Source organism: Ruegeria sp. AI3 (genome assembly GCF_056541245.1).
In genome coordinates this window covers 195,133-218,469 of record NZ_JBQFYA010000006.1, presented here as the reverse complement: position 1 = coordinate 218,469, position 23,337 = coordinate 195,133, and the positions used below count along the sequence as shown (strand labels likewise).

21 protein-coding genes are annotated in these 23,337 nt (G+C 57.8%); 11 read left to right on the top strand and 10 right to left on the bottom strand.

All coding sequences use genetic code 11. From position 1 onward, the window contains the following. Positions 1–104: 104 nt before the first annotated feature. Together ACRZ95_RS11560 and ACRZ95_RS11555 are read right to left on the bottom strand one after the other, a co-directional pair. Positions 105–806, bottom strand: a complete 702-nt coding sequence (locus ACRZ95_RS11560; protein ID WP_170675819.1) for a response regulator transcription factor — start codon at positions 804–806, stop codon at positions 105–107. Next, positions 806–2,671: a PAS-domain containing protein gene (locus ACRZ95_RS11555; RefSeq protein ID WP_170676136.1), complete on the bottom strand. Its 1,866-nt coding sequence runs from the start codon at positions 2,669–2,671 to the stop codon at positions 806–808. The genes ACRZ95_RS11560 and ACRZ95_RS11555 overlap by 1 nt, the downstream gene beginning before the upstream one ends. A 252-nt stretch (positions 2,672–2,923) precedes the next feature. Here ACRZ95_RS11555 and ACRZ95_RS11550 point away from each other — a divergent pair, with 252 nt between their 5' ends. From ACRZ95_RS11550 to ACRZ95_RS11535, 4 genes are read left to right on the top strand one after another with little or no spacing between them, the layout of a single operon-like run. Next, positions 2,924–4,048 carry an ABC transporter permease gene (locus ACRZ95_RS11550; RefSeq protein WP_170675820.1) on the top strand — a complete coding sequence of 375 codons (1,125 nt, stop codon included), beginning with the start codon at positions 2,924–2,926 and terminating at the stop codon, positions 4,046–4,048. Position 4,049: 1 nt separating this feature from the next. After that, positions 4,050–4,856, top strand: coding sequence for an ABC transporter ATP-binding protein (locus ACRZ95_RS11545; RefSeq protein WP_170639677.1), 807 nt, complete (start codon positions 4,050–4,052; stop codon positions 4,854–4,856). A gap of 13 nt (positions 4,857–4,869) precedes the next feature. After that, positions 4,870–6,186, top strand: a complete 1,317-nt coding sequence (locus ACRZ95_RS11540; RefSeq protein ID WP_170378326.1) for an MlaD family protein — start codon at positions 4,870–4,872, stop codon at positions 6,184–6,186. Beyond that, on the top strand, positions 6,183–6,839 hold the full coding sequence (locus tag ACRZ95_RS11535; protein WP_170378328.1) for an ABC-type transport auxiliary lipoprotein family protein: 657 nt from the start codon (positions 6,183–6,185) through the stop codon (positions 6,837–6,839). Before ACRZ95_RS11540 ends, ACRZ95_RS11535 begins: the two co-directional genes overlap by 4 nt. 3 nt (positions 6,840–6,842) lie before the next feature. On the opposite strand, the gene ACRZ95_RS11530 is transcribed toward ACRZ95_RS11535, so the two are convergent. After that, on the bottom strand, positions 6,843–8,423 hold the full coding sequence (locus ACRZ95_RS11530) for an FMN-binding glutamate synthase family protein (RefSeq protein WP_170675821.1): 1,581 nt from the start codon (positions 8,421–8,423) through the stop codon (positions 6,843–6,845). Positions 8,424–8,688: 265 nt separating this feature from the next. Here ACRZ95_RS11530 and ACRZ95_RS11525 point away from each other — a divergent pair, with 265 nt between their 5' ends. Then, positions 8,689–9,057, top strand: a complete 369-nt coding sequence (locus ACRZ95_RS11525) for a FluC/FEX family fluoride channel (protein ID WP_170659091.1) — start codon at positions 8,689–8,691, stop codon at positions 9,055–9,057. Beyond that, on the top strand, positions 9,054–9,416 hold the full coding sequence (gene crcB / locus ACRZ95_RS11520) for a fluoride efflux transporter CrcB (RefSeq protein ID WP_170659090.1): 363 nt from the start codon (positions 9,054–9,056) through the stop codon (positions 9,414–9,416). The genes ACRZ95_RS11525 and crcB overlap by 4 nt, the downstream gene beginning before the upstream one ends. A gap of 8 nt (positions 9,417–9,424) precedes the next feature. Here the strand turns inward: crcB and ACRZ95_RS11515 are convergent, their stop codons facing one another. Genes ACRZ95_RS11515 through ACRZ95_RS11500 form a run of 4 tightly spaced genes read right to left on the bottom strand, consistent with a single transcriptional unit; the run spans position 9,425 to position 13,419 of the window. After that, a complete protein-coding gene (locus tag ACRZ95_RS11515; RefSeq protein WP_419741360.1) occupies positions 9,425–9,751 on the bottom strand; it encodes a cytochrome o ubiquinol oxidase subunit IV in 327 nt (108 codons plus the stop codon). Next, positions 9,744–10,376, bottom strand: coding sequence for a cytochrome c oxidase subunit 3 (locus ACRZ95_RS11510; RefSeq protein WP_170675822.1), 633 nt, complete (start codon positions 10,374–10,376; stop codon positions 9,744–9,746). The genes ACRZ95_RS11515 and ACRZ95_RS11510 overlap by 8 nt, the downstream gene beginning before the upstream one ends. Next, positions 10,373–12,460: a cbb3-type cytochrome c oxidase subunit I gene (locus ACRZ95_RS11505; protein WP_170675823.1), complete on the bottom strand. Its 2,088-nt coding sequence runs from the start codon at positions 12,458–12,460 to the stop codon at positions 10,373–10,375. The genes ACRZ95_RS11510 and ACRZ95_RS11505 overlap by 4 nt, the downstream gene beginning before the upstream one ends. Then, entirely contained in the window at positions 12,457–13,419 is a 963-nt protein-coding gene (locus tag ACRZ95_RS11500; protein WP_170675824.1) for a cytochrome ubiquinol oxidase subunit II family protein, read from the bottom strand. The genes ACRZ95_RS11505 and ACRZ95_RS11500 overlap by 4 nt, the downstream gene beginning before the upstream one ends. Positions 13,420–13,572: 153 nt before the next feature. Between ACRZ95_RS11500 and ACRZ95_RS11495 the strand changes: the two genes are divergently transcribed. The 4 genes from ACRZ95_RS11495 to ACRZ95_RS11480 all read left to right on the top strand — a co-directional run bounded on the left by ACRZ95_RS11495 (position 13,573) and on the right by ACRZ95_RS11480 (position 18,798). Then, a complete protein-coding gene (locus ACRZ95_RS11495; RefSeq protein WP_170675825.1) occupies positions 13,573–14,808 on the top strand; it encodes a lytic murein transglycosylase in 1,236 nt (411 codons plus the stop codon). 404 nt (positions 14,809–15,212) lie between these two features. Next, positions 15,213–16,106 carry a UTP--glucose-1-phosphate uridylyltransferase GalU gene (gene galU / locus ACRZ95_RS11490; protein WP_170639686.1) on the top strand — a complete coding sequence of 298 codons (894 nt, stop codon included), beginning with the start codon at positions 15,213–15,215 and terminating at the stop codon, positions 16,104–16,106. 40 nt (positions 16,107–16,146) lie between these two features. Next, positions 16,147–17,577: a mannose-1-phosphate guanylyltransferase/mannose-6-phosphate isomerase gene (locus tag ACRZ95_RS11485; RefSeq protein ID WP_170675826.1), complete on the top strand. Its 1,431-nt coding sequence runs from the start codon at positions 16,147–16,149 to the stop codon at positions 17,575–17,577. Between the two features lie 150 nt (positions 17,578–17,727). Next, positions 17,728–18,798: a DUF2793 domain-containing protein gene (locus ACRZ95_RS11480; RefSeq protein WP_170675827.1), complete on the top strand. Its 1,071-nt coding sequence runs from the start codon at positions 17,728–17,730 to the stop codon at positions 18,796–18,798. Positions 18,799–18,833: 35 nt separating this feature from the next. Here the strand turns inward: ACRZ95_RS11480 and fcl are convergent, their stop codons facing one another. Both fcl and gmd read right to left on the bottom strand, forming a co-directional pair. Beyond that, positions 18,834–19,811, bottom strand: coding sequence for a GDP-L-fucose synthase (fcl, locus tag ACRZ95_RS11475; RefSeq protein ID WP_170675828.1), 978 nt, complete (start codon positions 19,809–19,811; stop codon positions 18,834–18,836). 10 nt (positions 19,812–19,821) lie between these two features. After that, a complete protein-coding gene (gmd, locus tag ACRZ95_RS11470) occupies positions 19,822–20,946 on the bottom strand; it encodes a GDP-mannose 4,6-dehydratase (protein WP_170675829.1) in 1,125 nt (374 codons plus the stop codon). A gap of 157 nt (positions 20,947–21,103) precedes the next feature. On the opposite strand from gmd, the gene ACRZ95_RS11465 reads away from it, so the two are divergent. Next, positions 21,104–22,408: a UDP-glucose dehydrogenase family protein gene (locus tag ACRZ95_RS11465; RefSeq protein ID WP_170675830.1), complete on the top strand. Its 1,305-nt coding sequence runs from the start codon at positions 21,104–21,106 to the stop codon at positions 22,406–22,408. Between the two features lie 9 nt (positions 22,409–22,417). On the opposite strand, the gene ACRZ95_RS11460 is transcribed toward ACRZ95_RS11465, so the two are convergent. Further along, positions 22,418–23,278 carry a phytanoyl-CoA dioxygenase family protein gene (locus ACRZ95_RS11460; protein WP_170675831.1) on the bottom strand — a complete coding sequence of 287 codons (861 nt, stop codon included), beginning with the start codon at positions 23,276–23,278 and terminating at the stop codon, positions 22,418–22,420. Positions 23,279–23,337 lie beyond the last annotated feature (59 nt).

The following is a 23,337-nucleotide window of genomic DNA, read 5'->3' as shown; positions in this document are numbered from 1 at the left end:
CCCTCGGTCGTCGAGGTCGCTTTAGTTAATCAGGACAAGCCCAAGATTCCAGCCCACCCGTGCAGATATACTTGAAGCAGGGTCAAATGCGCGCACCGGGACCTTCAGTGCCAGACCACATCGCCCAGGAAAATATAGCCCGCGCCATAGATCGTTTTGATCAATCTCGGGTTCTTGGGATCTTCGCCCAGCTTGGTTCTGAGGCGGGAAATACGCACATCCATTGCACGATCAAAGCTCTCACCTGCTGCGCCGCCCAGCGTTTCCTGCATCTGGGCACGGCTAATCAGACGTTTCGGACTTTCGAGAAACAGACGCAGCACTTCACCTTCTGCATGGCTGAAACCGGTTTCTGCGCCGTTTTGATCCTCAAGAACATAGCGGTCAAAATGCGCGACCCAACCGTTGAAACTGGCCGTCTCCGAATGCGCCACCTGCCCTTTTGGCGCCCGCAACCGCGCCCGCACGCGCGCCACGACCTCAGCAGGGTCGAACGGTTTGGTGATATAGTCGTCAGCCCCAAGCTCTAACCCGGTGACCCGATCCTGCACCTGCGCGCGTCCTGAAATGATGATGACTGCGGCGCCCTGCTCCAAGGCTAGACGATGCACCAGCGCAAGACCATCTGTATCTGGCAGAGACAGATCGACCAGGCAGACATCGGGCGTCACTCGGTTTAACGCAGCCTCGAATTCGCGGGCGCGTGAAAAGCTCTGGGTTCGAAAACCTGCGTCTTGCAGGGTCTCTGTCAGAATATGGCGGATCTCGGGCTCATCGTCGAGAATGGTCACCAACGGTTGGGTCATCACGCAGCCTCGGTTCGGATCAAAGCCGAAAGTTGTTTGGGAGTGAACGGTTTGTGCAAGACGGGCACCCGACCGATCGCGCGCTTCAACACAGGATCAGTCGATGGCAACGACGTCATCAAGATACATGGCAGCCGGGGTTTGAGACGCTCCATCAGGTCCAGCCCGGTTGCCTCCCCTTCCAACCGGATATCGGACAGGACCAGCACGATGTCGTCCAGTTCGCTCACCAGCGTCAATGCCTCGTCGACCGAGGTTGCCTCGATGACCGAAAACCCAAAGTCGATCAGCATGTCACGAAACTGGAGGCGCAAGTCCTGATTATCTTCGACCAGCAGAACCATTCCGCCGCGCATGGGGGGCGCAGGGCGGTACGGAAGCCGCAATACAACCGACGCGCCCGAGGGTGTGTTCTTCAGGCTCAGGTCCCCTCCGGCCAGTTTCACCGTGTCATAGACCATTGGCAAACCAAGGCCGGATCCGTCACTGCCCTTGGTGGTGAAAAACGGATTGAGGGCTTTGTCCAGCGCTTCGGGCGAGAACCCCGGCCCAGTATCAGAGACCGTAATTTCCACCCAAATCGCGCCAATCGCATGAGCGCTGATGGTGATCTGACCATTGTTGCCGCAAGCATCGCGCGCATTCAGCACCAAATTCAGCAAGGCATCCTGCACCATACCGGGATCCAGCATCAGGGCCTGATCCGGCAGAGTGTTGACCACCGACAGCCCCACCCCGCGCGGCAGGGAAGGCGAGGCGAGAATACGCAGGTCCTCAAGCAATTGCAGCATATCCGTCGCCTTGGGCTGCGGCGTCCGGTTCCCCGTCATATCCGCGATCCGGTTCAAAAGCTGCCCACCGCGCTGCGCAGTCTGACGGGTCGCCGCAATCAACTCATGCGCTTCATCGGGAAGGTTCATCTTATCCAGCCGCCCCTGCATCCCCAGAATGATGGTCAGCAAGTTGGAAAAATCATGTGCTAACCCGCTGGTCATCTGCGCGGCCATCTCGCGGCGGCGCGTTTGTTGCAGCGCGACGCGGGTTTGGGTTTCCTCGGTGATGTCTACGGACATAATATAAACGCCACCTTCTCCATCAGGGGTAAAGGACACGCGAATGCGGCGGGAATCCTGCTCTTCCGTGAACTCGAAAACGGACGTTTCGCCGCCATAGGCTTTTGACAGATGCGGCTCGACTCGTGAAAAGGCGTGTCGGCCAAGGGCGTCGGAGATATGCAGCCCTAGAATATCAGATGGGCGACCCGGCAGCACGGAGCTGAGCCGCCGGTTTGAGTAATCGTAGCGCCCCTCGACATCGAGATGCGCGATATGGGCGGGCATCATCTCGGTCGTCATGCGCGTGCGGGCTTCGATCTCGGTCAGTTCGCGCTTGGCCTCTTCCAACGCGGCGATGGTGGCGGCAAGCTTACGGTTGGTGGCCGAAAGTTCCTCGGTATGGCTGAGCAGTTGGTCGGAAAGCTCCTCGGATCGGGCGCGAAGCAAGTTTTCGGCGCGTTTGGTGCCTGTGATATCGGTGTACACAGCAACCCAACCACCCTGAGGCAGCGGCGAACCCTCAACAGCGACAACCTGCCCGTTTGGGCGGACACGCTCCATGTAATGCGGCTCAAACGCCATGGCTTGCTCGACGCGCTGCTGCACCATTTCGTCTACATCGCCCTCGGGCCCGTATTCTCCGCGGGTGACCAAATAATGGATCGTGTCCCGAAACAACGCGCCCGGTTGCACAAGGTCGTCGGGAAGGCCGAACATCTCTTGAAAGCGCCGATTGCTGAGAACAAGACGCAGTTTGTTATCGTAGATCGACAGTGCCTGACCGATTAAATTCAGCCCGGCGGTCGTCATCGCTTTGATGCGCTTTTCACTAACGGTCAAGATCGCCCTCCTTGCGACCTATCCGTAGCATCAGATTTAGACTTGGTGTAGAGGCGAACGCCCAGCCGGTTACTTTGTCCCACAATCGGCAAGCAGGTCCGCGCCGAACAACCGTGGCGTGCAAGCCGCAAGTGTCGCAGCCTCGCAATCCCAAATTTGTAAATCCGGCAACAAAGGCATACAACCATTGCAGATTCAGGCTTTTTTGCATCACATACAGATATGAGCAGCCCAACCATTTCTGCCGAACGCGAAAGCGATTGCACCCGGATCCGTATTGCAGGCGAAATGCTGACGCAATTGCTTGCTCCGGTTGAGGGGCCTTTTGCGGGCATTCAGCCAGAGGGCGGGCATGTGACACTGGACCTTTCGGGTGTCGAAGCATTGGATACAAGCGGCGCGTGGTTGGTTGCGGATCTTGCAAAGCGGTTCACGAAGGCTGGCGCTCAGCTGGAATTCCGGGGCGTTCAACCGGCCCATGCCGCGCTGATCGAGACCGTATCGAAGAACATCCCAGACCATCCCGGAAAACTGGCCCCGCCTCGCAATGCCGTGGATTGGGTCGCCAGCGTGGGTCAGAAAACAGTTGGCGCGTGGAAGGACACGCTCTCGATCCTTGGGTTCCTGGGTCTAACGCTGCATCGGCTTGGGCGCACACTGGTCATGCCCTGGCGTCTGCGCCGGGCCGCCCTGTTTACGCATATGGAGGAAACCGGGTTCAAGGCCCTGCCCATCGTGGCGTTGATGGGGTTTCTGATCGGCGTTGTTCTGGCCTTTCAGGGGGCCACGCAGCTGAAACAATTCGGGGCCGAGATTTTCGTGGTCGAGCTGATCTCGATCTCTGTACTTCGAGAGCTTGGGATCCTTCTGACCGCTATCATTGTTGCCGGTCGGTCGGGGTCGGCCTTTACCGCCTCAATCGGGTCGATGAAGGTGCAGGAGGAAATAGACGCCATGCGCACGCTGGGTCTGGACCCGATCGAGGTGCTGGTGGTGCCGCGTGTCCTGGCCCTTTTGATCATGCTCCCAATCCTGGGTTTTGTCGCCGATCTTGCGGGCCTTTTCGGCGGCGGATTGATGAGCTGGATCGACCTTGGCATCAGCCCCGGTATGTTCGTCACCCGTTTGAACGAAAGCACCGATGTTTGGCAATTGGCGGTTGGGTTGATCAAAGCGCCCTTCTTCGCGCTGGTCATCGGCGTGATCGCCTGCTGGCAGGCCATGCAGGTCAAAGGCTCGGCCCAGAGCGTGGGTCAGCGCACCACGGCCTCGGTCGTGCAGTCGATCTTCATGGTGATCGCCATCGACGCCCTGTTTTCGATCTTCTTCTCTGAGATTGGGATCTGACATGGACGGCACGGTGCAACATCAGACCACTCAGGCAGATGCGCAACGCGAGGCGGTGATCCGCGTGCGCGGGCTGCGCAATCAGTTCGGGCCGCAGGTTGTCCACGACAATCTGGATCTCGATGTCTGGCGGGGTGAGGTCTTGGGCATCGTGGGCGGCTCGGGCACCGGTAAATCGGTACTGCTGCGGACGATTGTGGGGTTGAACACGCCAGCGGCAGGCAGCATCGAGGTTCTGGGCGTGGATGTCCTGAATGGCCCCGAGGAAGACCGCCGCCGTATCGAACGCCACTGGGGCGTGGCGTTTCAGGATGGTGCGCTGTTTTCCTCGCTCACCGTTTTGCAGAACGTCATGGCCCCGCTGCGCGAACATACTGGCCTGAGTGAAAAACTGATGGAATCTCTGGGCGCATTGAAGATCAGCCTAGTGGGTCTGCCACAGCTGAGTTGCGGCAAGTTTCCATCCGAACTTTCGGGCGGGATGCGCAAACGGGCCGCGCTGGCTCGCGCCTTGGCCATGGACCCCGAGATCGTGTTTCTAGATGAGCCCACTGCTGGTTTGGACCCAATCGGTGCCGCCGCCTATGATGAGTTGATCCGAGAGTTGCAGCAGGCATTGGGCCTGACGGTTTTTATGGTCACCCATGATTTGGACAGTCTGTATGCGATTTGCGACCGCATCGCGGTACTTGCAGAAAAACGCGTACTGGTTGAAGGTCCGATAGAAGAGATGACCAAGGTCGACCATCCTTGGGTTCAGGAATACTTCACAGGCCCCCGCGCCCGCGCGGCACAGCAGAAGGGGTAAGGCAGGTAAGGCGATGGAAACCCGAGCGAACTATATTCTAATCGGCGCATTTACCCTTGCAGCACTATTGGGGGCTTTTGGCTTTTTCCTATGGCTCGCCAAGTTCGAGGTGACCCGCCAATACGCCTACTATGACGTGTTGTTCGACAACGTTTCTGGCCTGTCGGCCGCTGGCGGGGTCAGTTTCAACGGCCTTCCTGTGGGTCAGGTGATCTCTTTAAATCTGGATGATGACGACCCCTCGAAAGTGCGGGTGAGGATTGAGGTCGATGCAGATATCCCCGTCACAGAAGACACGATCGCCCAATTGCAGTCGCTTGGCGTTACCGGCGTTGGCTATGTCGAACTGACAGGAGGATCGACCACCGCCGCCCGTCTGCCGCAAAACAGCGTGATCAAAAGCAAACGCAGTACAATTCAATCTCTGTTCGAAGGCGCGCCGAAGGTGCTCGATGAAGCGATCACTTTGTTGCAGGAGTTGAACTCGGTCGTCGATGAAAAGAACCGCAAGGCCGTCTCGGATATTCTCGAAAACCTAGCCTCCGCCACCGGGCGTTTGGACAAGACCATGTCGGATTTTGAAACCGTTTCCGGCAATATCGGCGATGCGGCCAAGGATATCGGTGAGTTCACCAAACGTCTCGACCCGCTGATCGCTGCGGCTGAAACCACGCTTCAGACCGGAAACGAGACGCTGCAATCAGTCAAAACGGCGGCGGACTCGGCGACAGGCGCGTTGGATGAAGCCAAAACAACCCTGACAACGGCAAACAGCGTCATGGCCGAAGACATCAAGCCCTTTATTCAGCGCGGCTCGGAACTGGCCGAGAACCTGACGCGGCTGTCAAATGAGGCCAGTGTCTCGCTAGGTGTGATCACCGAAACTGTGGCGAATGCCAACACCACGCTGGCGTCAATCACCACCGCGATGGACTCGACCAAAGGCGTATTGGCCTCGGCCGAGCGTGCCTTTGATACGGCCAACCGGGTGATAGACGAAGACGTGGCTCCTGTGGCTGAAGACATCCGCAAAGCGGCCAATCAGGTGACCGAGACCGTCTCAAACATCACCAATAAAATCGACGAGATCTCGGACGATGTCCTCAGCGCCTCGAACTCAGCGAAGGAGCTGCTGGGAACGGTCGACAAGATCGTACAAGACAACAGCCGGCAGGTGTCGAACTTCCTACGCGTTGGCCTGCCTCAATTCGTCCGTTTTGTCGAAGAGGCGCAGCGGCTGGTCATTTCCCTCGACCGCTTGGCTGACAGAATAGAACGCGACCCGGCACGGTTCCTGCTGGGCACCCAAGCATCGGAGTTCCGTCAATGATTAGGACCCTGTTTCTGACCCTGTCTTTGACGTTGCTGGGGGCCTGCGCCGGTCTTGGTACGCTGCGACAGGCCTCAAAACCCAACAACCTGTATCTGCTGACACCAAAAAGTACGTTTTCTTCTTCGCTGCCCCGGGTCCAAAAGCAGATCGTTGTGCAAGAGCCGACGGCGACGGCCGCCGTCAACACCGACCAGATCGCCATTCAGCCCACTGCGCTTCAGGTGCAATACCTGCCGCAAGCGCGCTGGGTCGATCGCGCGCCGCTGATCGTGCAGGCGCTGATGGTCGAGAGCTTTGAGAACTCAGGCAAGGTTGCTGCGGTGGGTCGATCCACGGTCGGACTGCGCGCGGACTATGTCATTCAACCGGACCTGCGCGAATTTCAGGGTCTTGTCGTATCGGAAACTGAGGATTCCACGTCGGTAAGGGTCGAGGTGCGGATGAACATCAAGATCATCGACGAGTTCGAAGACAAAATCATCGCCTCAAGCTCATTCCGCGAATATGTCGTCTCGGCCAGCGATCAAACCCCTGATCTGGTAGAGGCTTTCGACATCGCGCTCGGCAAAACCATGCGCGATGCCGTTGAGTGGAGCGTGCGCAAAATCCACTCGCACGCCGCCAACAACCCCCGACCGTCGTTGCAATAGACCCTAGAAATGCTGGGCTGACGCGCGGTTCCAATCATCGGCAAATTCAACGGGTATAGCATCTGACAGCAGTGCGCCCTCGTCCAGGATCGTGTGCATTTGCGCGTAGGAATGCTCCCGCTCGTCGGCGGTCCGGCGCAAGATGTCACGGGGGTGAAGCTCGGCCACTGTTGATTTACCCATTGCACCCAGCAGCTCGCGAAAGCTCTCCAACGTGGCATCGTGGTAGCGATGAACACGCTTGCGCTTTTGTGGCACGTTTACGGCCCGCCCTCGGATCGGGTCCTGGGTCGCCACACCGGATGGGCAGCGGTTGGTGTTGCAATGCAGCGCCTGAATGCAGCCGACCGCAAACATCATGGCACGCGCGGCGTTGCACATGTCGGCCCCCAGAGCGAATTTTTCGACCAGGTCGTAGCCAGTGGCCACTTTGCCCGAACAGATGATGCGGATTTTGTCGCGCAGGCCCACGCCCTTCAGGCAGTTATTCACGAAGATCAACGCCTCATTCAACGGCATGCCAAGGCGGTTCGTGAACTCAACCGGAGCAGCCCCGGTGCCCCCTTCGGATCCGTCAATGGTGATGAAATCGGGCAGGATCCCAGTCTCCAACATCGCTTTGCAGATTGCCATGAATTCGGATGGGTTGCCGATGCAAAGCTTGAAGCCGACCGGTTTTCCGCCTGCCATCTCACGCAGATGTTGGACGAATTCGAGCAGCTCGGTCGGGCCGTCAAAGGCCGAATGAACCGGCGGGGAAATGACGTCCTGATGCTCTGGCACGCCCCGAATCTCAGCAATTTCTTTGTCGACCTTGGCCGCGGGCAGTACCCCACCATGCGAGGGTTTAGCCCCCTGAGACAGCTTGATCTCGATCGCTTTGACCACGTCCTTAGTGGCCTTTTCTGCGAACTTGTCTTTGTCAAACCCTCCGTCGGGCGTCCGACAACCGAAATAGCCGGTGCCAATCTGCCAGAAAATGTCGCCGCCTTCGGCCAAATGATGTGGAGACAACCCGCCCTCACCGGTGTTATGGGCGAAACCGCCATCTTTTGCCCCACCATTCAAAGCCCGAATGGCGTTGGCACTAAGCGCCCCGAAACTCATAGCCGAAACGTTCAGGCGCGACGCGCTGTACGGTTTTTCACATTGCGGCCCGCCCAACATTATACGTTCTTCGCTTTCATCCACGTGTTTAGGGGCCAGCGAATGATTGGCGCGGTGATAGCCTACGGTCGTGATATCGTATTGTGTACCAAAGGCCTGAGTATCGACCTGACCTTTGGCGCGGGAGTAAATCAGGCTGCGTACGATCCGGTTGTAGGGACGACCGCTTTCGTTGGTTTCCACGAAATACTGACGGATCTCGGGACTGACGAACTCCAACATGTACCGGAAATGGCCCAGCACAGGATAGTTGTTTAGCACGTTATGCTTGGTAGTCAGAATATCGTACATTCCGATAACCGCATAGGGGATCAGAATGATCAGGAGCCAATGCACTGGGTGCCAGACAAAGCCCAAAAGCAGAACCAGAGGCAAACAGACGAAGCTGAGAAAGTAATAAAGCCTGCGTACAACCATTCCTGATCTCCTTGGGTGGGTCGTTTTGGAGTGCGGCGTAAAATCCATTCAGATCAAAACCGAAAATGATAAATCAAAGTGAAACAGCTTGGCTTTTGATTGCAAGCCCTCAGACAGTTTGCAATCAAAGGAGACGCGTTTGTGAAATCGCGTTACGAGTTTGATCGATCTAATGTTTTAAGGCGCGACGCCTGACAGGCTGGCATTAAGGGCAGGCAGAGTGAACACGCAGAACTCTCAATCAGGTACACAAGGCCGCGTCTTGATGTTTCTTGCCGTTTTTGTCGGCGGCGCACTGGGGTCTCTAGTGCGGGAGTTTTTTTCAGTAGAAATCCCGGGCGCTTCGGTCCTGACTGCAACGTTCGGGATCAACGTTTTCGCCTGTTTCGTCCTTGGCTGGCTGTATTCCATTCGCCATCGGGTCCACGCGCATGTTTTACACCTCGGAGCTGTCGGGTTTTGTGGTGGCCTCTCTACGTTCTCTTCATTCGTGGCCGAGCTTGAACGGTTGGCTGCAAACACGCTTGGGGCGGCAGTGGCGGCGGCCGGGTTGGAGATTGCAGTTGGCCTGGGTGCCGCAATCGCCGGTGAGGCCCTTGGGCGGCGTTTTCATGCAGGTCGGGGGTCCGTATGACGGATCTGTACCTGCATGCTCTGTTTGGCCTAGGCGGTGGTTTGGGTGCTGTTCTTCGTCATTGGGTGGCGTTGCGGATCACGCATGACCTCCCTCTCTCAACCTTGATAGTGAACGTGCTTGGCAGCCTGTTGCTTGGGCTGTGGCTGGGCTATCTGGGAGGCCCCGTCGACATGGGCGAGGAGGAAAAGCGATTGGTATTCGGCTTTTGCGGCGGGTTTACCACTTTTTCCAGCTTCGCCTATCAATCGCTAGAGCTGCGACGCAAGCAAACTCTGGTTCTGGCCGCAGGCAATATCGTCGTCAGCCTTGTGATGTGTTGGGGCGCGTTGTGGTTGGGTCTCGTCATAACACGCTGACGTACCGGCTACATTGCGTGCATATGCATTCGGACCGCAAGGTTGCCCAAGATCCAGACCGTTCCGAGAATGATAATCAACAGAACAAGGGTCGAGAATAGGATCAGATCCAGATCCTCGCGGCTGCTGCGACGACGATCTATGTGCAGGAAATAGACCAGTTGAAAGATCAACTGCGCCAGACCCAACAGACCGATAGTCAGATACACTCCGGTCGTTTCAATGCCGAACACCTGTGCAACGCCAAACATCGCAAGCGTCAAAAGCAGCGAGCCTCCGTAGCCAATGACATAGCGCCGCCGCTCGCGCCGGTGCATCTCGGAGCGTTTATCCATAGGTCAGACCTCCGAAATAGACGATTGTGATGATGCCGATCCAGATCAGGTCGAGAAAGTGCCAGAACAATGCAAGCCGCACGACGCGTGAGATGACTAGATCGGTCATGCCCATGACCCGCAGTTGAATACCTAAAACAATCAACCAAACACAGCCTGCCGCCACGTGCAGGCCATGCAACGGCACTAGCCCGTAGAAGGCAGAAAGGAAGCCACTGCGTTGCGGAATACCGCCCTTCTCGACCATTGCCATAAAGTCTCGGATCTCAAGAACAAGGAAGCTGATGCCCAAGAACAGCGTTACTCCGAACCACAGAATGATCTTTGACCTTGGCAGGTTGTATTTCAGAGCCAGCATGGCCAACCCGACTGTCAAGCTGCTGGTCAACAGGATCATGGTTTGCGCGAAGATACTTTTGAGGTCGAACAGCTCGTGCGGGCCGGGACCACCCGCCTGCGCGTCGATCATCGTGATGTAGATCGCGAACATCAGGCCGAAATAGACCAGATCGCTCATCAGGAAGACCCAGAAACCGAAGGTGACGACTTCGGACGCTTTGTGGGCACTGGCGTGGCGTTCACCGAGGTTGATGCCGGGATAGCTATGAGTTGGGGCGCGTTTCATGTCACCACCTCCATGTCGGGTCGGGCAAGACCTCGGTTTTCCGTCGCCGTCTCGTGGTCCCGATCCACGGCGGTTTCGCTGTGAACCAGTGCGAGCCAGGCTTCGTGCTCCTTACGGACCTCCTCGGCGGGGATGGTGATTTCGGTGCTGGTGTCGAAGGTCCAGGTGATGAAGGCAAGGATCATCGCAACCGTCATCAGCGCTGCCAGCCACCAGATCCACCAGACCAGCGCAAACATCCAGATACCGCTGGTCACGCAGAGGATGAACCCGATCCCGGTATTGCGCGGCATATCGATATCCTCATAGGCGTCAGGGGTGGGATAGGCCGCGCCGCGTTCTTTGGCGGTGGCGAAGTCATCCCGCGCGGTTACCTGTGGGATGATGGCAAAGTTGTAGGGCGGTGGCGGTGAAGGGATCGACCACTCCAACGAGCGGCCATCCCATGGGTCGCCCACAGGAACGCGGGTTTTTTCGCGGTCGCGGATGCTAACCCAAAGCTGGACCAGAACCGACAGCAGCGCTGCTGTGATGACCAAAGCACCGACGACCGCGACGATCATATAGGGGTGAAAGCTCGGGTCTTCCCAACTGAACGACCGGCGCGGCATGCCCATCAGGCCGACAAAATAGAGCGGTAGGAAGGTCAGCATGAACCCAACAGTCCAGAGCGCAACCGTCACCCTGCCCCACCCTTCATTTAGACGAAACCCAAACGCCTTGGGGAACCAGTAGTTATAGGCCGCGAGCAAGCCAAATAGCACGCCGGGCAGCAGAACATTGTGGAAATGCGCCACGAGAAACAGGGTGTTGTGGACCTGATAGTCAACGGTTGGATTGGCCAAGATCACTCCGCTGAGGCCGCCAATGACAAACAACATCAGGAAAGCCAGTCCATAGAGCATCGGCACCGAGAACCGGATACGCCCCCGCCAGAGGGTGGCCATCCAGTCATAGACCTTCACGCCGGTAGGGATGGCAATCAACATGGTCGCAATGCCGAACACGGCATTGATCAGCGCGCTTTGGCCCATGGTGAAGAAGTGATGCAGCCAGACTGTGAAGGACAGGACCGCAATCGACATGGTGGCAATCACCAGCGAGGTATAGCCATAGATGCGCTTGGCCGAGAAGGTCGCAAAGACCTCGGAATAGATGCCATATGCTGGCAGGACGAGCAGGTAGACCTCGGGGTGGCCGAACAGCCAGAACAGGTTGGCATAGTTCATCATATTGCCGCCGAGGTCGTTAGTGAAGAAATGAAAATCCAGATACCGATCAGCGGCCAGCAACAAGGCCGCGACCCCGAGCGGCGGCATCGCAAAGACGATGAGAATCGAGCTACAGATGATCGTCCAACAATACATCGGCAGCCGCATGAAGGTCATTCCGGGAGCCCGCAGCTTGTAGATCGTGACGGCAAAGTTGATCCCGGTCAGGGTCGTTCCGATTCCCGAGACAACTATAGCCCAGATCCAATAGTCCGGCCCCACACCCGGGTTAAACGCGGCCCCGGTATAGGGCGGATAAGCGGTCCACCCCCCGGTCGAGAACTCTCCGACCACGAGAGAAACCATCAGCATCATGCCCGCCGAGACCGTCAGCCCCAGACTGATCTGGTTCATCACAGGAAAGGCGACGTCCCGCGCGCCGATCATCAGTGGAATGACGTAGTTCGCGATGCCAAAGACAAAGGGCACAGCGACAAAGAAAATCATGATCGTGCCGTGCGTACTGAAGAGTTCGGCGAAATGCTCGGCCTCAAGGAAACCGTCGCCGGGCCCCGCGGCCTGCTGGGCGCGCATGACAACGCCTTCCAGCACCCCTCGGGCCAGCATCACGATGGCAAAGACGATATACATGATGCCGATTTTCTTGTGGTCGGCGCTGGTCAGCCAGTCGCGCCACAGCGGCCCCCACAGCCGAAACCAGGACAGCAGAAAGACAACGGCAGCCGCTCCGACTATGACCACGGCAGCGGCGGCATTGGCGACGATCTCATTTGCGTTGGGGTTCTGGATCAGCCCCGCGATTGGAAACGCGTCCCAACTGAGGCGGCCGAAGAAACCGGTCTCTGAAGTCATTGGCCGACCCCCTGCCCGTATGAGGCTGTTCCCGGCTGCTGATCGCGCGGCAAGGCTTGGCCAGAGTGATAGCGGTGCAGAATCGACTGAAACAAATCGCCGTCATCCAAGCGGAAATACAAGGCGTTTTCAGGCATATCTGAGGTTCCGAGAGCCTGTTGCACCTCATCCCGGTCCGAGCGCATGGCGACGGTCCTATACGTCGCCGCATCCAACACGATGCCGTTCTGGCGCACGCCTTCGACCCAAGCGTCAAAGTCTTCCGCCGACAGGGCAAGCGTTTCGAACTTCTGTTTCGTGAAGCCGCGCCCGTTATATTGCGTATTCTCGCCTTGCATCTGTTCGGGTTGATCTGCGACTAAATGCAGCTGAGTGGTCATGCCCGGCATCGCGTAAATCTGCCCGGCCAAGGCAGGGATCATAAAAGACTGCATTACCGTGTCCGTCGTCAGAGTCAGAGCGATTTGCTGTTTGACGGGAATTCCCATCTCACCCACGGTCGCGATCCCGAGATCGGGATAGATAAACAACCACTTCCAATCGAGGCCCACGACCTGAACCTGAACGGCAGGTTCATCCCCAAAGGGAGCCGCATAAGGGTCCAGACGATGGGTCGCTTTCCACAGGTAGATCGACAAAATCGTGACGATCACCACCGGAACGCCCCACATCACCATCTCGAGCCGGGGCGAGAAGTCCCAATCTGGCCTATAAGCAGCTGTGCCGCCCTTCCGACGACGATATCGCAGCGCGATAAGCGGAACCAGAACAAGAACAGGCACAACAGCGATCAAAATCAACCACGTTGCCCGCAAAAGATGTACCTTCTGCACCGCCGCGATTGGTCCCTGAGGGTCCATGAAGCTGTCACTGGCGCCTGCGGTCCGGGCCGATGATACCACTACCACAAGGGCCATCAGCATCGCCGCCGATATGAGGGCCGTTCTGACCTTGGTCATAGGCGACTGTCCTCTTTCGCATCCCGTTTCAGTGCAACTATCGACAAAGGCAAGAGATTTCTCAAGGCTTTTGATCGCAGCCTTCAAGCTGGCACCAATGGTGCTCTGGTTTCGGTTGACTTGCAGGCATCGTCGGGACACACCTTGGCTACGATGCGTATTCTCATTTTGATTTTTTGCCTTGCCATCCAGCCCCTGGCGGCCAACGCGCAAGATCGCGCCAAGGTTGAGCGTCAGTTTCAAAACTGGTTGCAGGAAACGGTGTGGCCGCAAGCCCGTGCCAAAGGCGTTTCGCGCCAGACCATGACACAGGCTCTGTCCGGCGTGACATTGAAATGGGATCTTCCCGATCTGGTGCCGCCGGGCAGCCCGCCGCGGTCATCAAAACCACAATCCCAGGCCGAATTCGGAGCGCCAGCGCGCTATTTCAAAGCAGGCTCGTTGCAAGGCGCGACTGCTCAGGGGCGCAAAATGGCCAAACGGCATGCGGCGGTGCTTGCCCGTATCGAGGCCGAAACCGGCGTTCCAGCCCGCATTATCCTCGCCATCTGGGGACGTGAAAGCGGATATGGCCAAGTGGCGATCCCTCACAACGCGTTTCAGGTCCTAGCGACAAAGGGGTTCATGAGCACCCGCTCGCAATATTTCACAGCCGAGTTGCTGGCCGCTTTGCAAATCGCGGAAGCAGGGCATTTGAACGGTCGTGAGATGAAAAGCAGCTGGGCCGGAGCGCTGGGGCAGCCGCAATTCATGCCGTCGAGTTTTCTGACTTACGCCGTGGACGGAGATGGCGATGCCAGCGCAGATATCTGGCAATCCGAAGAGGACACGATCGCCTCGATCGCCAACTACCTGTCGAAGCATGGCTGGATTTCGGGCCGTGATTGGGGGTTTGAGGTTTTTGTGCCTGATACACTCAGCTGCGCTCTGGAGGGTCCTGATCAGGGTCGCAAGATCGAGGAATGGGCCTTGATGGGGATCACGCGAACATCGGGCCGTCCGTTTCCAGCGCATGAACTGCCCGCCCAAGGGTTCCTAATGATGCCCGCAGGTCGAACCGGGCCTGCGTTTTTGGTGACCCAGAATTTCTACGTCCTGAAAGAATACAACAAGAGCGATCTATACGCCCTGTTCGTGGGTCATGTCGGGGATCGGATTGCATTCGGCGTCGGAGACTTCACAGCGCGCTGGGGTCGCGTTGACCCGCTATACCGATCAGAAATTGCAGCGATGCAAAGAGGGTTGGAACGCCTTGGCCATGATGTCGGCGGTGCAGATGGGCTGCCAGGTTTCAAAACACGACGCTCAATCGGGCGCTGGCAGAAAACGCAAGGTCGGGCCGAGACGTGTTTCCCTGACCGTGCACTTGTCTCTGAACTTGGTCAGTAGCCAGCCCCAGTCAAAATCAACAATGCTCTTCTTATTTGGCTATCGTTGCCAATTGCCGTTCAATTGATGGACTCGCCTAAATTGGCTTGATGCACGGCCTTTCTATTGACCGGAGATGTCGCACAGGCTTGGCGCGGCTGTTTAGAATCAACCCGTTATGGATACATCGCCCAGAACGCGATACTGGAGTGCTTCAACTAAGCGGCCTCCAGGCTTGAGATAACAGCCCCAGAAACCAGAAACTGGCAACATAACTGTCTTTTGACTTGCTGTTCCCTCCATGGCACGATCTGACCGATTTAAGCTCAGGCCCTTCGGGTAATATTGAATGATCCGGCCCCAAAGCCTAAGAGGAATAACCCGACCGGTTTCGACCATAAGGGGCAACTAGATTGAGAGGCACTATGACACGCAAGGTCACCAAGGCGATTTTCCCCGTAGCAGGACTTGGAACACGCTTTTTGCCCGCGACGAAATCCGTCCCGAAAGAGATCATGACGCTGGTTGACCGCCCTCTGGTCCAATACGCCATCGACGAAGCCCGCGCAGCCGGGATCACCGAGTTCATATTTGTCACGTCCCGCGGGAAATCCGCGCTTGAGGATTATTTCGACCATAACCTCGTTCTGGAACAAGAGCTGAAAGCCAAAGGCAAGGACAAGCTGCTGGATACGCTCAATGCGACAAACATGGAAAGCGGCGCCATCGCCTATATCCGCCAGCACAAGGCGCTTGGGCTTGGCCACGCGGTCTGGTGCGCGCGCCGTCTGATCGGGGACGAGCCTTTCGCCGTCATGCTGCCCGATGACGTCATCGCCGCCGACAAGCCCTGTTTGCAGCAGATGATCGAAGCGTATGAGGAAACCGGCGGCAATATGGTTGCCGCGATGGAGGTTCCGCCAGAAAAAACCAGCTCTTACGGGGTGTTGGATGTGGGCGACAATGTGGGCACGGTCGTGCGCACACGCGGCATGGTCGAAAAGCCCAAGCCTGAGGATGCGCCCTCAAACCTCGCCGTAATCGGACGCTACGTGCTTGGGCCGTCAGTTCTGTACAATCTGAACCAAAAAAAGAAGGGCAGCGGCGGAGAAATCCAGCTGACCGACGCCATTGCCGAAGATATCCGCAACGGTGTTCCTGTCTTTGGCTACAAATTTGACGGTCAACGCTTCGACTGCGGATCGAAAGCTGGATTCCTGCAGGCGACGGTTGCATTTGCCTTGGCCCGTGATGATCTGCGCGATGACCTGAGCGCGTATCTGCACGACCTTGTCTCGGCAGAGAAAGCGGCCCAGTAAACGGGCGATAAGACACACAAATGAAAGACGCTGCGCGATCATGACAACCGTATACCCAGTAATTCTGTGCGGGGGTTCTGGAACCCGTTTGTGGCCGCTCTCGCGTAAAAGCTATCCCAAGCAGTTCGTGCCCTTGCTCGGCGAAAACAGCCTGCTGCAGGATTGCGCCCTCAGAATGCGTGGGCCTGAAGCTGCGCCTTACGCCAAACCTGTGGTCCTCACGAATGAGGCGTTTCGCTTCGTTGTGCCGGAGCAATTGACCGAGATCGGTATAGACCCCGGCCCGGTTCTGATCGAACCCGAAGGACGCAACACCGCGCCCGCCGTTCTGGCCGCAGCCTTGTTCCTGAATGAAATCGACCAGGATTCGGTGATGCTGGTGGCTCCATCTGACCACGTCGTCCCCGATTCCAGCGCCTTTCACGACGCGGTGTCTGAGGGTTTGCGCGCGATTGCCGAGCGTGGTGATCTGCTGACCTTCGGCATCACTCCAGATCGGCCGGAAACCGGCTATGGCTACCTGAAACTGAGCCAAACGCCCGAAACCCGCGCGGTCCCTCTGGATCGGTTCGTTGAAAAGCCCGATCTTGAAACAGCCGAATCCATGCTGGCCGATGGCAGCTATCTGTGGAACTCGGGCATCTTTCTGTTTGCCGTTCGCGACATCATCGCCGCATTCGAACAACACGCCCCTGCCCTGATGAGCCCTGTTAAAAACGCTGTCGAAAACGCCAAGAGTGATCTTGGTTTCCTCAGACTGGATGCCGAGGCGTGGTCTGAGGTCGAAGATATCTCGATCGACTATGCCGTGATGGAGAAAGCGGACAACCTGAGCGTTGTGCCCTATGCAGCCGGGTGGTCGGATGTAGGCAGTTGGTCCGCGGTGCAAGAGTTGACCCATCCCGACACAGATGGCGTCGCGACCTCTGGTGAAGTCACGGCGATTGACTGTCAAAACGTGCTGGTCCGCTCGGAATCTCCGGCGCAGGAGGTTGTAGCGCTGGGTTTGCAGGACGTGATCGCCGTTGCCATGCCCGACGCGGTTCTGGTCGCCAGCATGGACAAGGCGCAGGACGTCAAAAAGGCCGTGACCGCGCTGAAGGCCAAAGGTGCGAAACAGGCCGAATCCCTGCCAGTAGACCACCGCCCTTGGGGTTGGTTCGAAAGCCTGGTGATCGGCGACCGGTTTCAGGTCAAGCGCATCCATGTCCATCCCGGCGCGGCGCTCAGTCTACAGTCTCATCACCATCGGTCGGAGCACTGGATCGTGGTGGAAGGCACCGCCAAGGTCACAATCGACGAGGAAGACCGTCTGGTTTCCGAAAACCAGTCTGTCTACATTCCTTTGGGTGCGGTCCATCGGATGGAAAACCCCGGCAAGGTGCCCATGGTGCTGATCGAGGTCCAGACTGGCACGTATCTGGGTGAGGATGACATCATCCGCTATGAGGACATCTACTCACGCAGTTAAACTGTTTGAATTCAGTTTTTTGCACGAGATTCAGGTGAAAAGGTAAACAGAAACACCTCCGGGCGTTCGCTGCGGTCAGACAGAATTCATGCGTCATACGGCAGGGTGGCGCGCAACGAAATGTCGGACTGACAGCCAAGGAGGACGCCCGTGTCTCAGACCTCACCCAGATTGAACCTGCCGTTTTTGCAGCCGTCTCAGGCGCAGAAACATGTCACCCACAACGAAGCCCTGCGCCAGTTGGACCTCGTGGTGCAGCTGAGCGTTGTGTCGACCAGCAGCAAAAATCCACCCGCCGCCCCAGAACAGGGTGAGATTCATGGGTTGGGATCGAACCCAACCGGAGATTGGGACGGCCATTCAGGTGAATTGGCCGCCTGGATAGATACTGCTTGGCATTTCCTGACCCCGCAGACAGGCTGGCGCGCCTGGGATCAAGCCGACGGACATATGAAACTGTGGGACGGTAGCGCGTGGGTTAACCCTCCGGTCGAGACGTCTAACTTGCCCGGTGTGGGTGTGGCGACAGGCTATGACAGCACCAACCGCCTATCCGTTCGCGGCCCCGCAACGCTGCTGAGCCATGAGGGCGGAGGCCACCAGCTGAAGATCAACAAGTCCGGCTCTGGCGAAACCGCGTCGCTACTGTTTCAGTCCAACTGGACGGGTCACGCCGAGATGGGCCTTTCCGGCAGTACCGGGTTCTCGATCAAGGTGTCACCGGACGGTGGCAGATGGACAGATGCGCTGCGCCTTGATCCCGCCACGGGTATCGCCAGCGGCGCCGCCGTTCAAAACAGCCCGACGGATACCACGGCTGGGCGCTTGATGCGGACCGACTATGGGTACGGGCCTGGCAATCTGCTGGGGTCGGTGTCGGAAAACGCAGGTGCGCCGACGGGTGCAGTGATCGAACGCGGCAGCACTGAAACGGGCGACTATGTCCGTTTCGCTGATGGCACTCAGATTTGTACCGCAACCCTGACCGCGACAGGTTGTACCATTGCTGAAGGCGCGCTTTTCGCTAGCAACACGGAGACGTGGACCTTCCCGGTCGTTTTCGCGGCGACCCCGTCTGTCAGCGGCAGCGGTGGCAGCGCGGGGCGGTTCATCGGGGCCGACGAACCCTCGACCAGCCAGGCCGTTTTCAAGGTGCTTTCCACCACATCAGATGCAACAATCCTAGCGCCGTCTCTTGCCGCGATTGGACGTTGGTTCTGAGGTAAAATGGGGCCCGGGCCTTGGAGTTCGGGCTTCTATTTCGCGCGAAGATCGCCCTGAGACTGTTCAAGAAACCAAGCGTAAGTTTCGCGAATACCGTCCTCAAGCCCGATCGAGGCCGTCCATCCCATATCCGCCAGACGTGACACATCCATCAACTTGCGCAGGGTCCCATCGGGTTTTGAGGTATCCTGCGTGATCCGCCCTTTGTAGCCCGTGACCTGCGCCACCAGCGCCGCAAGCTCGGCAATCGAGATGTCAGACCCGCACCCGACGTTGATATGGCTGAGCATCGGCTGCGTGTTCGCTTCATAAACGTCTCGCGGCAGGTCCAGCACGAACAGGGACGCCTCGGCCATGTCATCCACATGGAGGAATTCACGACGGGGTTTGCCGGTGCCCCAGATCATCACCTCGTCCAAACCGTCCCGCTGCGCTTCGTGGAAACGGCGGATCAGGGCGGGCAGCACATGGCTGTTTTCAGGATGGAAATTGTCGCCCGGACCATAGAGGTTGGTCGGCATGACCGAGCGATAGTCAACACCGTGCTGCCGGTTATAACTTTCGCACAGCTTGATCCCGGCGATCTTAGCCACCGCGTAAGGTTCGTTGGTGGGTTCCAGAATACCCGTCAGCAGAGCGTCTTCGCGCATCGGTTGTACAGCCGCGCGCGGATAGATGCACGAGCTTCCAAGTTGTAGTAGGTGTTTGACTCCGGCCTCAAATGCCTGGTTGATCACGTTGCATTCGATCATCAGGTTTTTGTAAATGAAATCGGCCGGGAAGGTATTGTTGGCATGAATGCCACCGACCTTGGCCGCAGCCAGCACAACCACATCGGGCTTCTCAGCCCGCATGAAAGCGCGCACCGCGGCTTGATCGGTCAAATCCAGTTCGGAATGCGTGCGGGTGATGAGGCTCAGGGCCTTGCCTGCGGCCTGCCGGTCCTGCAATTTGCGCAGGATGGCACCACCAACCATGCCGCGGTGCCCTGCTACGTAAATTTTCCGCATGGTCGGTTCCTCAGCCGTTTTCCAAGCTCACGGGCATCTCGTAGCCGTGTTGCTTCAGCAGTGCGTGGCGCTGCGCTGTTTTGAGGTCTTCGCGCACCATCTCTTCGCACATGTCCTGTACCGTCAACTCCGGCACCCAGCCCAGTTTCTGTTTGGCTTTGGACGGATCACCCAACAGGGTGTCCACCTCAGCCGGGCGGAAATAGCGGGGGTTGATCCGCATCACGACGTCCCCGGGTTTCAGTGCCGGAGCGTTGTCGCCCTCTACCGCTTTGACGGTTGCAATTTCATCAACACCTTCACCAGTGAATTCAAGCGTCACACCCAGCTCGGCGGCGGACCATTCGATGAACTGACGCACGGAATATTGCACCCCAGTCGCGATCACGAAATCCTCGGGCGCGTCCTGCTGCAGCATCAGCCACTGCATGCGGACATAATCCTTGGCATGGCCCCAGTCCCGTAGGCTGTCTATATTGCCCATATGCAGGCAATCTTCGAGGCCCTGCGCAATATTCGCCAGGCCGCGCGTGATTTTACGGGTCACGAAGGTCTCACCCCGGCGCGGGCTTTCGTGGTTGAACAGGATGCCGTTGCAAGCATACATCCCGTAGGCCTCACGATAGTTGACCGTGATCCAATAGGAATAGAGCTTGGCGACCGCATAGGGCGAGCGCGGGTGGAACGGCGTGGTCTCGCGTTGAGGCGTTTCCTGCACCAGCCCATAAAGCTCGGACGTGGAGGCCTGGTAAAAGCGGCACTTCTCCTCCAGTCCCAGAAACCGGATCGCCTCGAGCAGGCGCAGCGTCCCAATCGCATCCACATCAGCCGTGTATTCTGGGGATTCGAAGCTGACTGCCACATGCGATTGGGCCCCGAGGTTGTAGACCTCATCAGGCTGCACCTGCTGGATAATCCGCGTCAAGTTGGACGTGTCGCTCAGATCGCCATAGTGCAGATGCAGCTTGGGGTTCGGCTCGTGCGGGTCCTGATAGATATGGTCGATCCGCTGCGTGTTGAACGACGAGGCCCGCCGCTTGATCCCATGCACCTCATAGCCTTTTTCCAGAAGGAACTCGGCCAGATACGATCCGTCCTGACCGGTAATGCCGGTGATCAATGCCGTTTTGGTCATAACTGTGCCTCGTTTCCACAAATGCGTCTGTTTGACGTCTCAAAAACAGCAAGACCGTATGGAATGCAACCCAAGGCAACAATCTGGCATTGCACCTGACCACGATTTCTTTGATTGTGCAGGCGCATTTCGGCCAAGACAAAAAAGGAATTCGAGCTTGCGTATTGCGATGATAGGCACCGGCTATGTGGGTTTGGTGTCAGGAGTGTGTTTTTCGGATTTCGGCCATGATGTGATCTGCGTCGACAAGTCCGAGCATAAAATCCAGTTGCTGCAAGCCGGTGAGGTTCCGATTTATGAGCCGGGGCTGGACACCCTCATGGCCAAGAATGTGGCCGCCGGGCGACTTAGTTTTACGACCAACCTGCAAGACGCGGTGGACGGAGCGGATGCGGTATTCATCGCCGTCGGCACACCGACGCGACGCGGGGACGGGCACGCGGATCTGACCTACGTCATGGCTGCAGCCGAAGAAATCGCCAATGCGCTGACCGACTATGCGGTGATCGTGACAAAATCTACCGTGCCCGTCGGCACCAACCGCAAGGTGCAGCAGGTCGTCACTGCCGCAAATCCGAATGCGCAGTTCGATGTGGCCTCGAACCCGGAATTTCTGCGTGAAGGGGCTGCGATCGACGATTTCATGCGTCCTGACCGGGTTGTGGTCGGCATAGAAAACGACCGCGCTGCCGAGGTGATGGCCGAGATCTATCGCCCGCTTTATCTGCGAGACTTCCCGATCTTGACCACCGATCTGGAAAGCGCCGAGATGATCAAATACGCCGCCAACGCCTTCCTCGCGACTAAGATCACCTTCATCAACGAGATTGCCGGCCTCTGTGAGAAAGTGGGCGCCGACGTTAAGGAGGTGTCGCGCGGGATCGGGCTGGATGGTCGGATCGGCAATAAATTCCTGCATGCCGGCCCTGGCTATGGCGGTTCGTGCTTTCCCAAGGATACTGCCGCTCTGGCCCGGATCGGTCAGGAACACGCGTATCCGATGCAGATCACCGAGACCGTGATCCGCGTCAATGACGGTGTGAAAAAGCGAATGATTGAAAAGATCCGCGACGCTTGCGACGACAATTTCAACCGCAAGACCGTGACCGTGCTGGGGGTGACATTCAAACCCAACACCGACGATATGCGCGATGCCCCGTCCCTGACTATCATTCCGGCCTTGATCGGCGGAGGGGCCAAAGTGCGCGTGGTCGACCCGCAAGGCCGTGCTGAGGGCGAGGCGCTGCTGCCCGGCGTGGATTGGTGCGACGACCCATACGTGGCGGCCAAGGATGCGGACGTCGTTGTTCTTCTGACCGAATGGAACGAGTTCCGTGCCTTGAACCTAAGCGAACTTGGTGGAGCGATGAAGACGCCGCGCATGGTGGATCTGCGCAACGTCTACTCTCAGGACAGTGTCGAAAAAGCAGGTTTTGAAACCTATGTGGGGGTCGGGCGGTAACCGCCCACCTCAACCTGCATAGAGCGGAACAGACGCGTCTGCCCCTTCGGCCAGTGCTTTGCTCTGATCCCGCCGGACTTGCTCATACGTTGCTAATGCATCGGATGAGAACAATTCTGTAGGTGCTTGAACCGGCACGAAATTGCTGTGTTTGTCCGAGCCCCTTGCCAGCAGCGCATAATCCCGATCCGCCACCAATTGTTGCGCTCCGGGACTGAGATAGCGGATAGCCAACCCGATCCGCCGGTCTTCGGACTGGTTCGGCCCTGAACCGTGGATCGTCAGCCCGTGATGCAGCGACATCTGACCGGGCGCGAGCTCGATATGGGTCTTGTCAGTCTCGGCAACTTCGACGGCCACCTCTTGCCCGCGGGACAACAGGTTCGTTTCCGAATATGTATCGGTATGCGGCAAGATCGGGTTCTTGTGGCTGGCGCGCACGAAATCCATACACCCGCTGCGCTCTGTCGCGGGGGAGAGAGCGATCCAGGCCGTGACCTGATCCGGCGTTTCCCCCATGCCCCAATAGGTGAGGTCCTGATGCATACCAACCGTTTGCACGGTGTTGGCCTCCTTGATGAAAAACTCAGCCGACCAGATCATGATATCAGAGCCCAGAACGCCCTCGACCACATCGAGAACGCGGGGATCCTGAGCGATGCGCGCCGCAAGTGGCATGACCAGATGCGCATTGACCCGCTTGTAGGTGTTCAAAGGCAAGGGCAGATCCGCATCCAGCCAGTCACTCTCAATCTGTTCCAGCTCCGCCCGGAAACCGGCGGTCTCGGCTTCGGAAAAGACGGAGAGGGGAAAGAGGTAGCCATCCTCCCAATACCGGTCGGATTGTTGTTGCGTTAACGTCGTCGCCATGGGGTCACCTACTCGCTGTATGCGCAAAGGGTATCCGCGAGTGAGAACACGTCAAAACC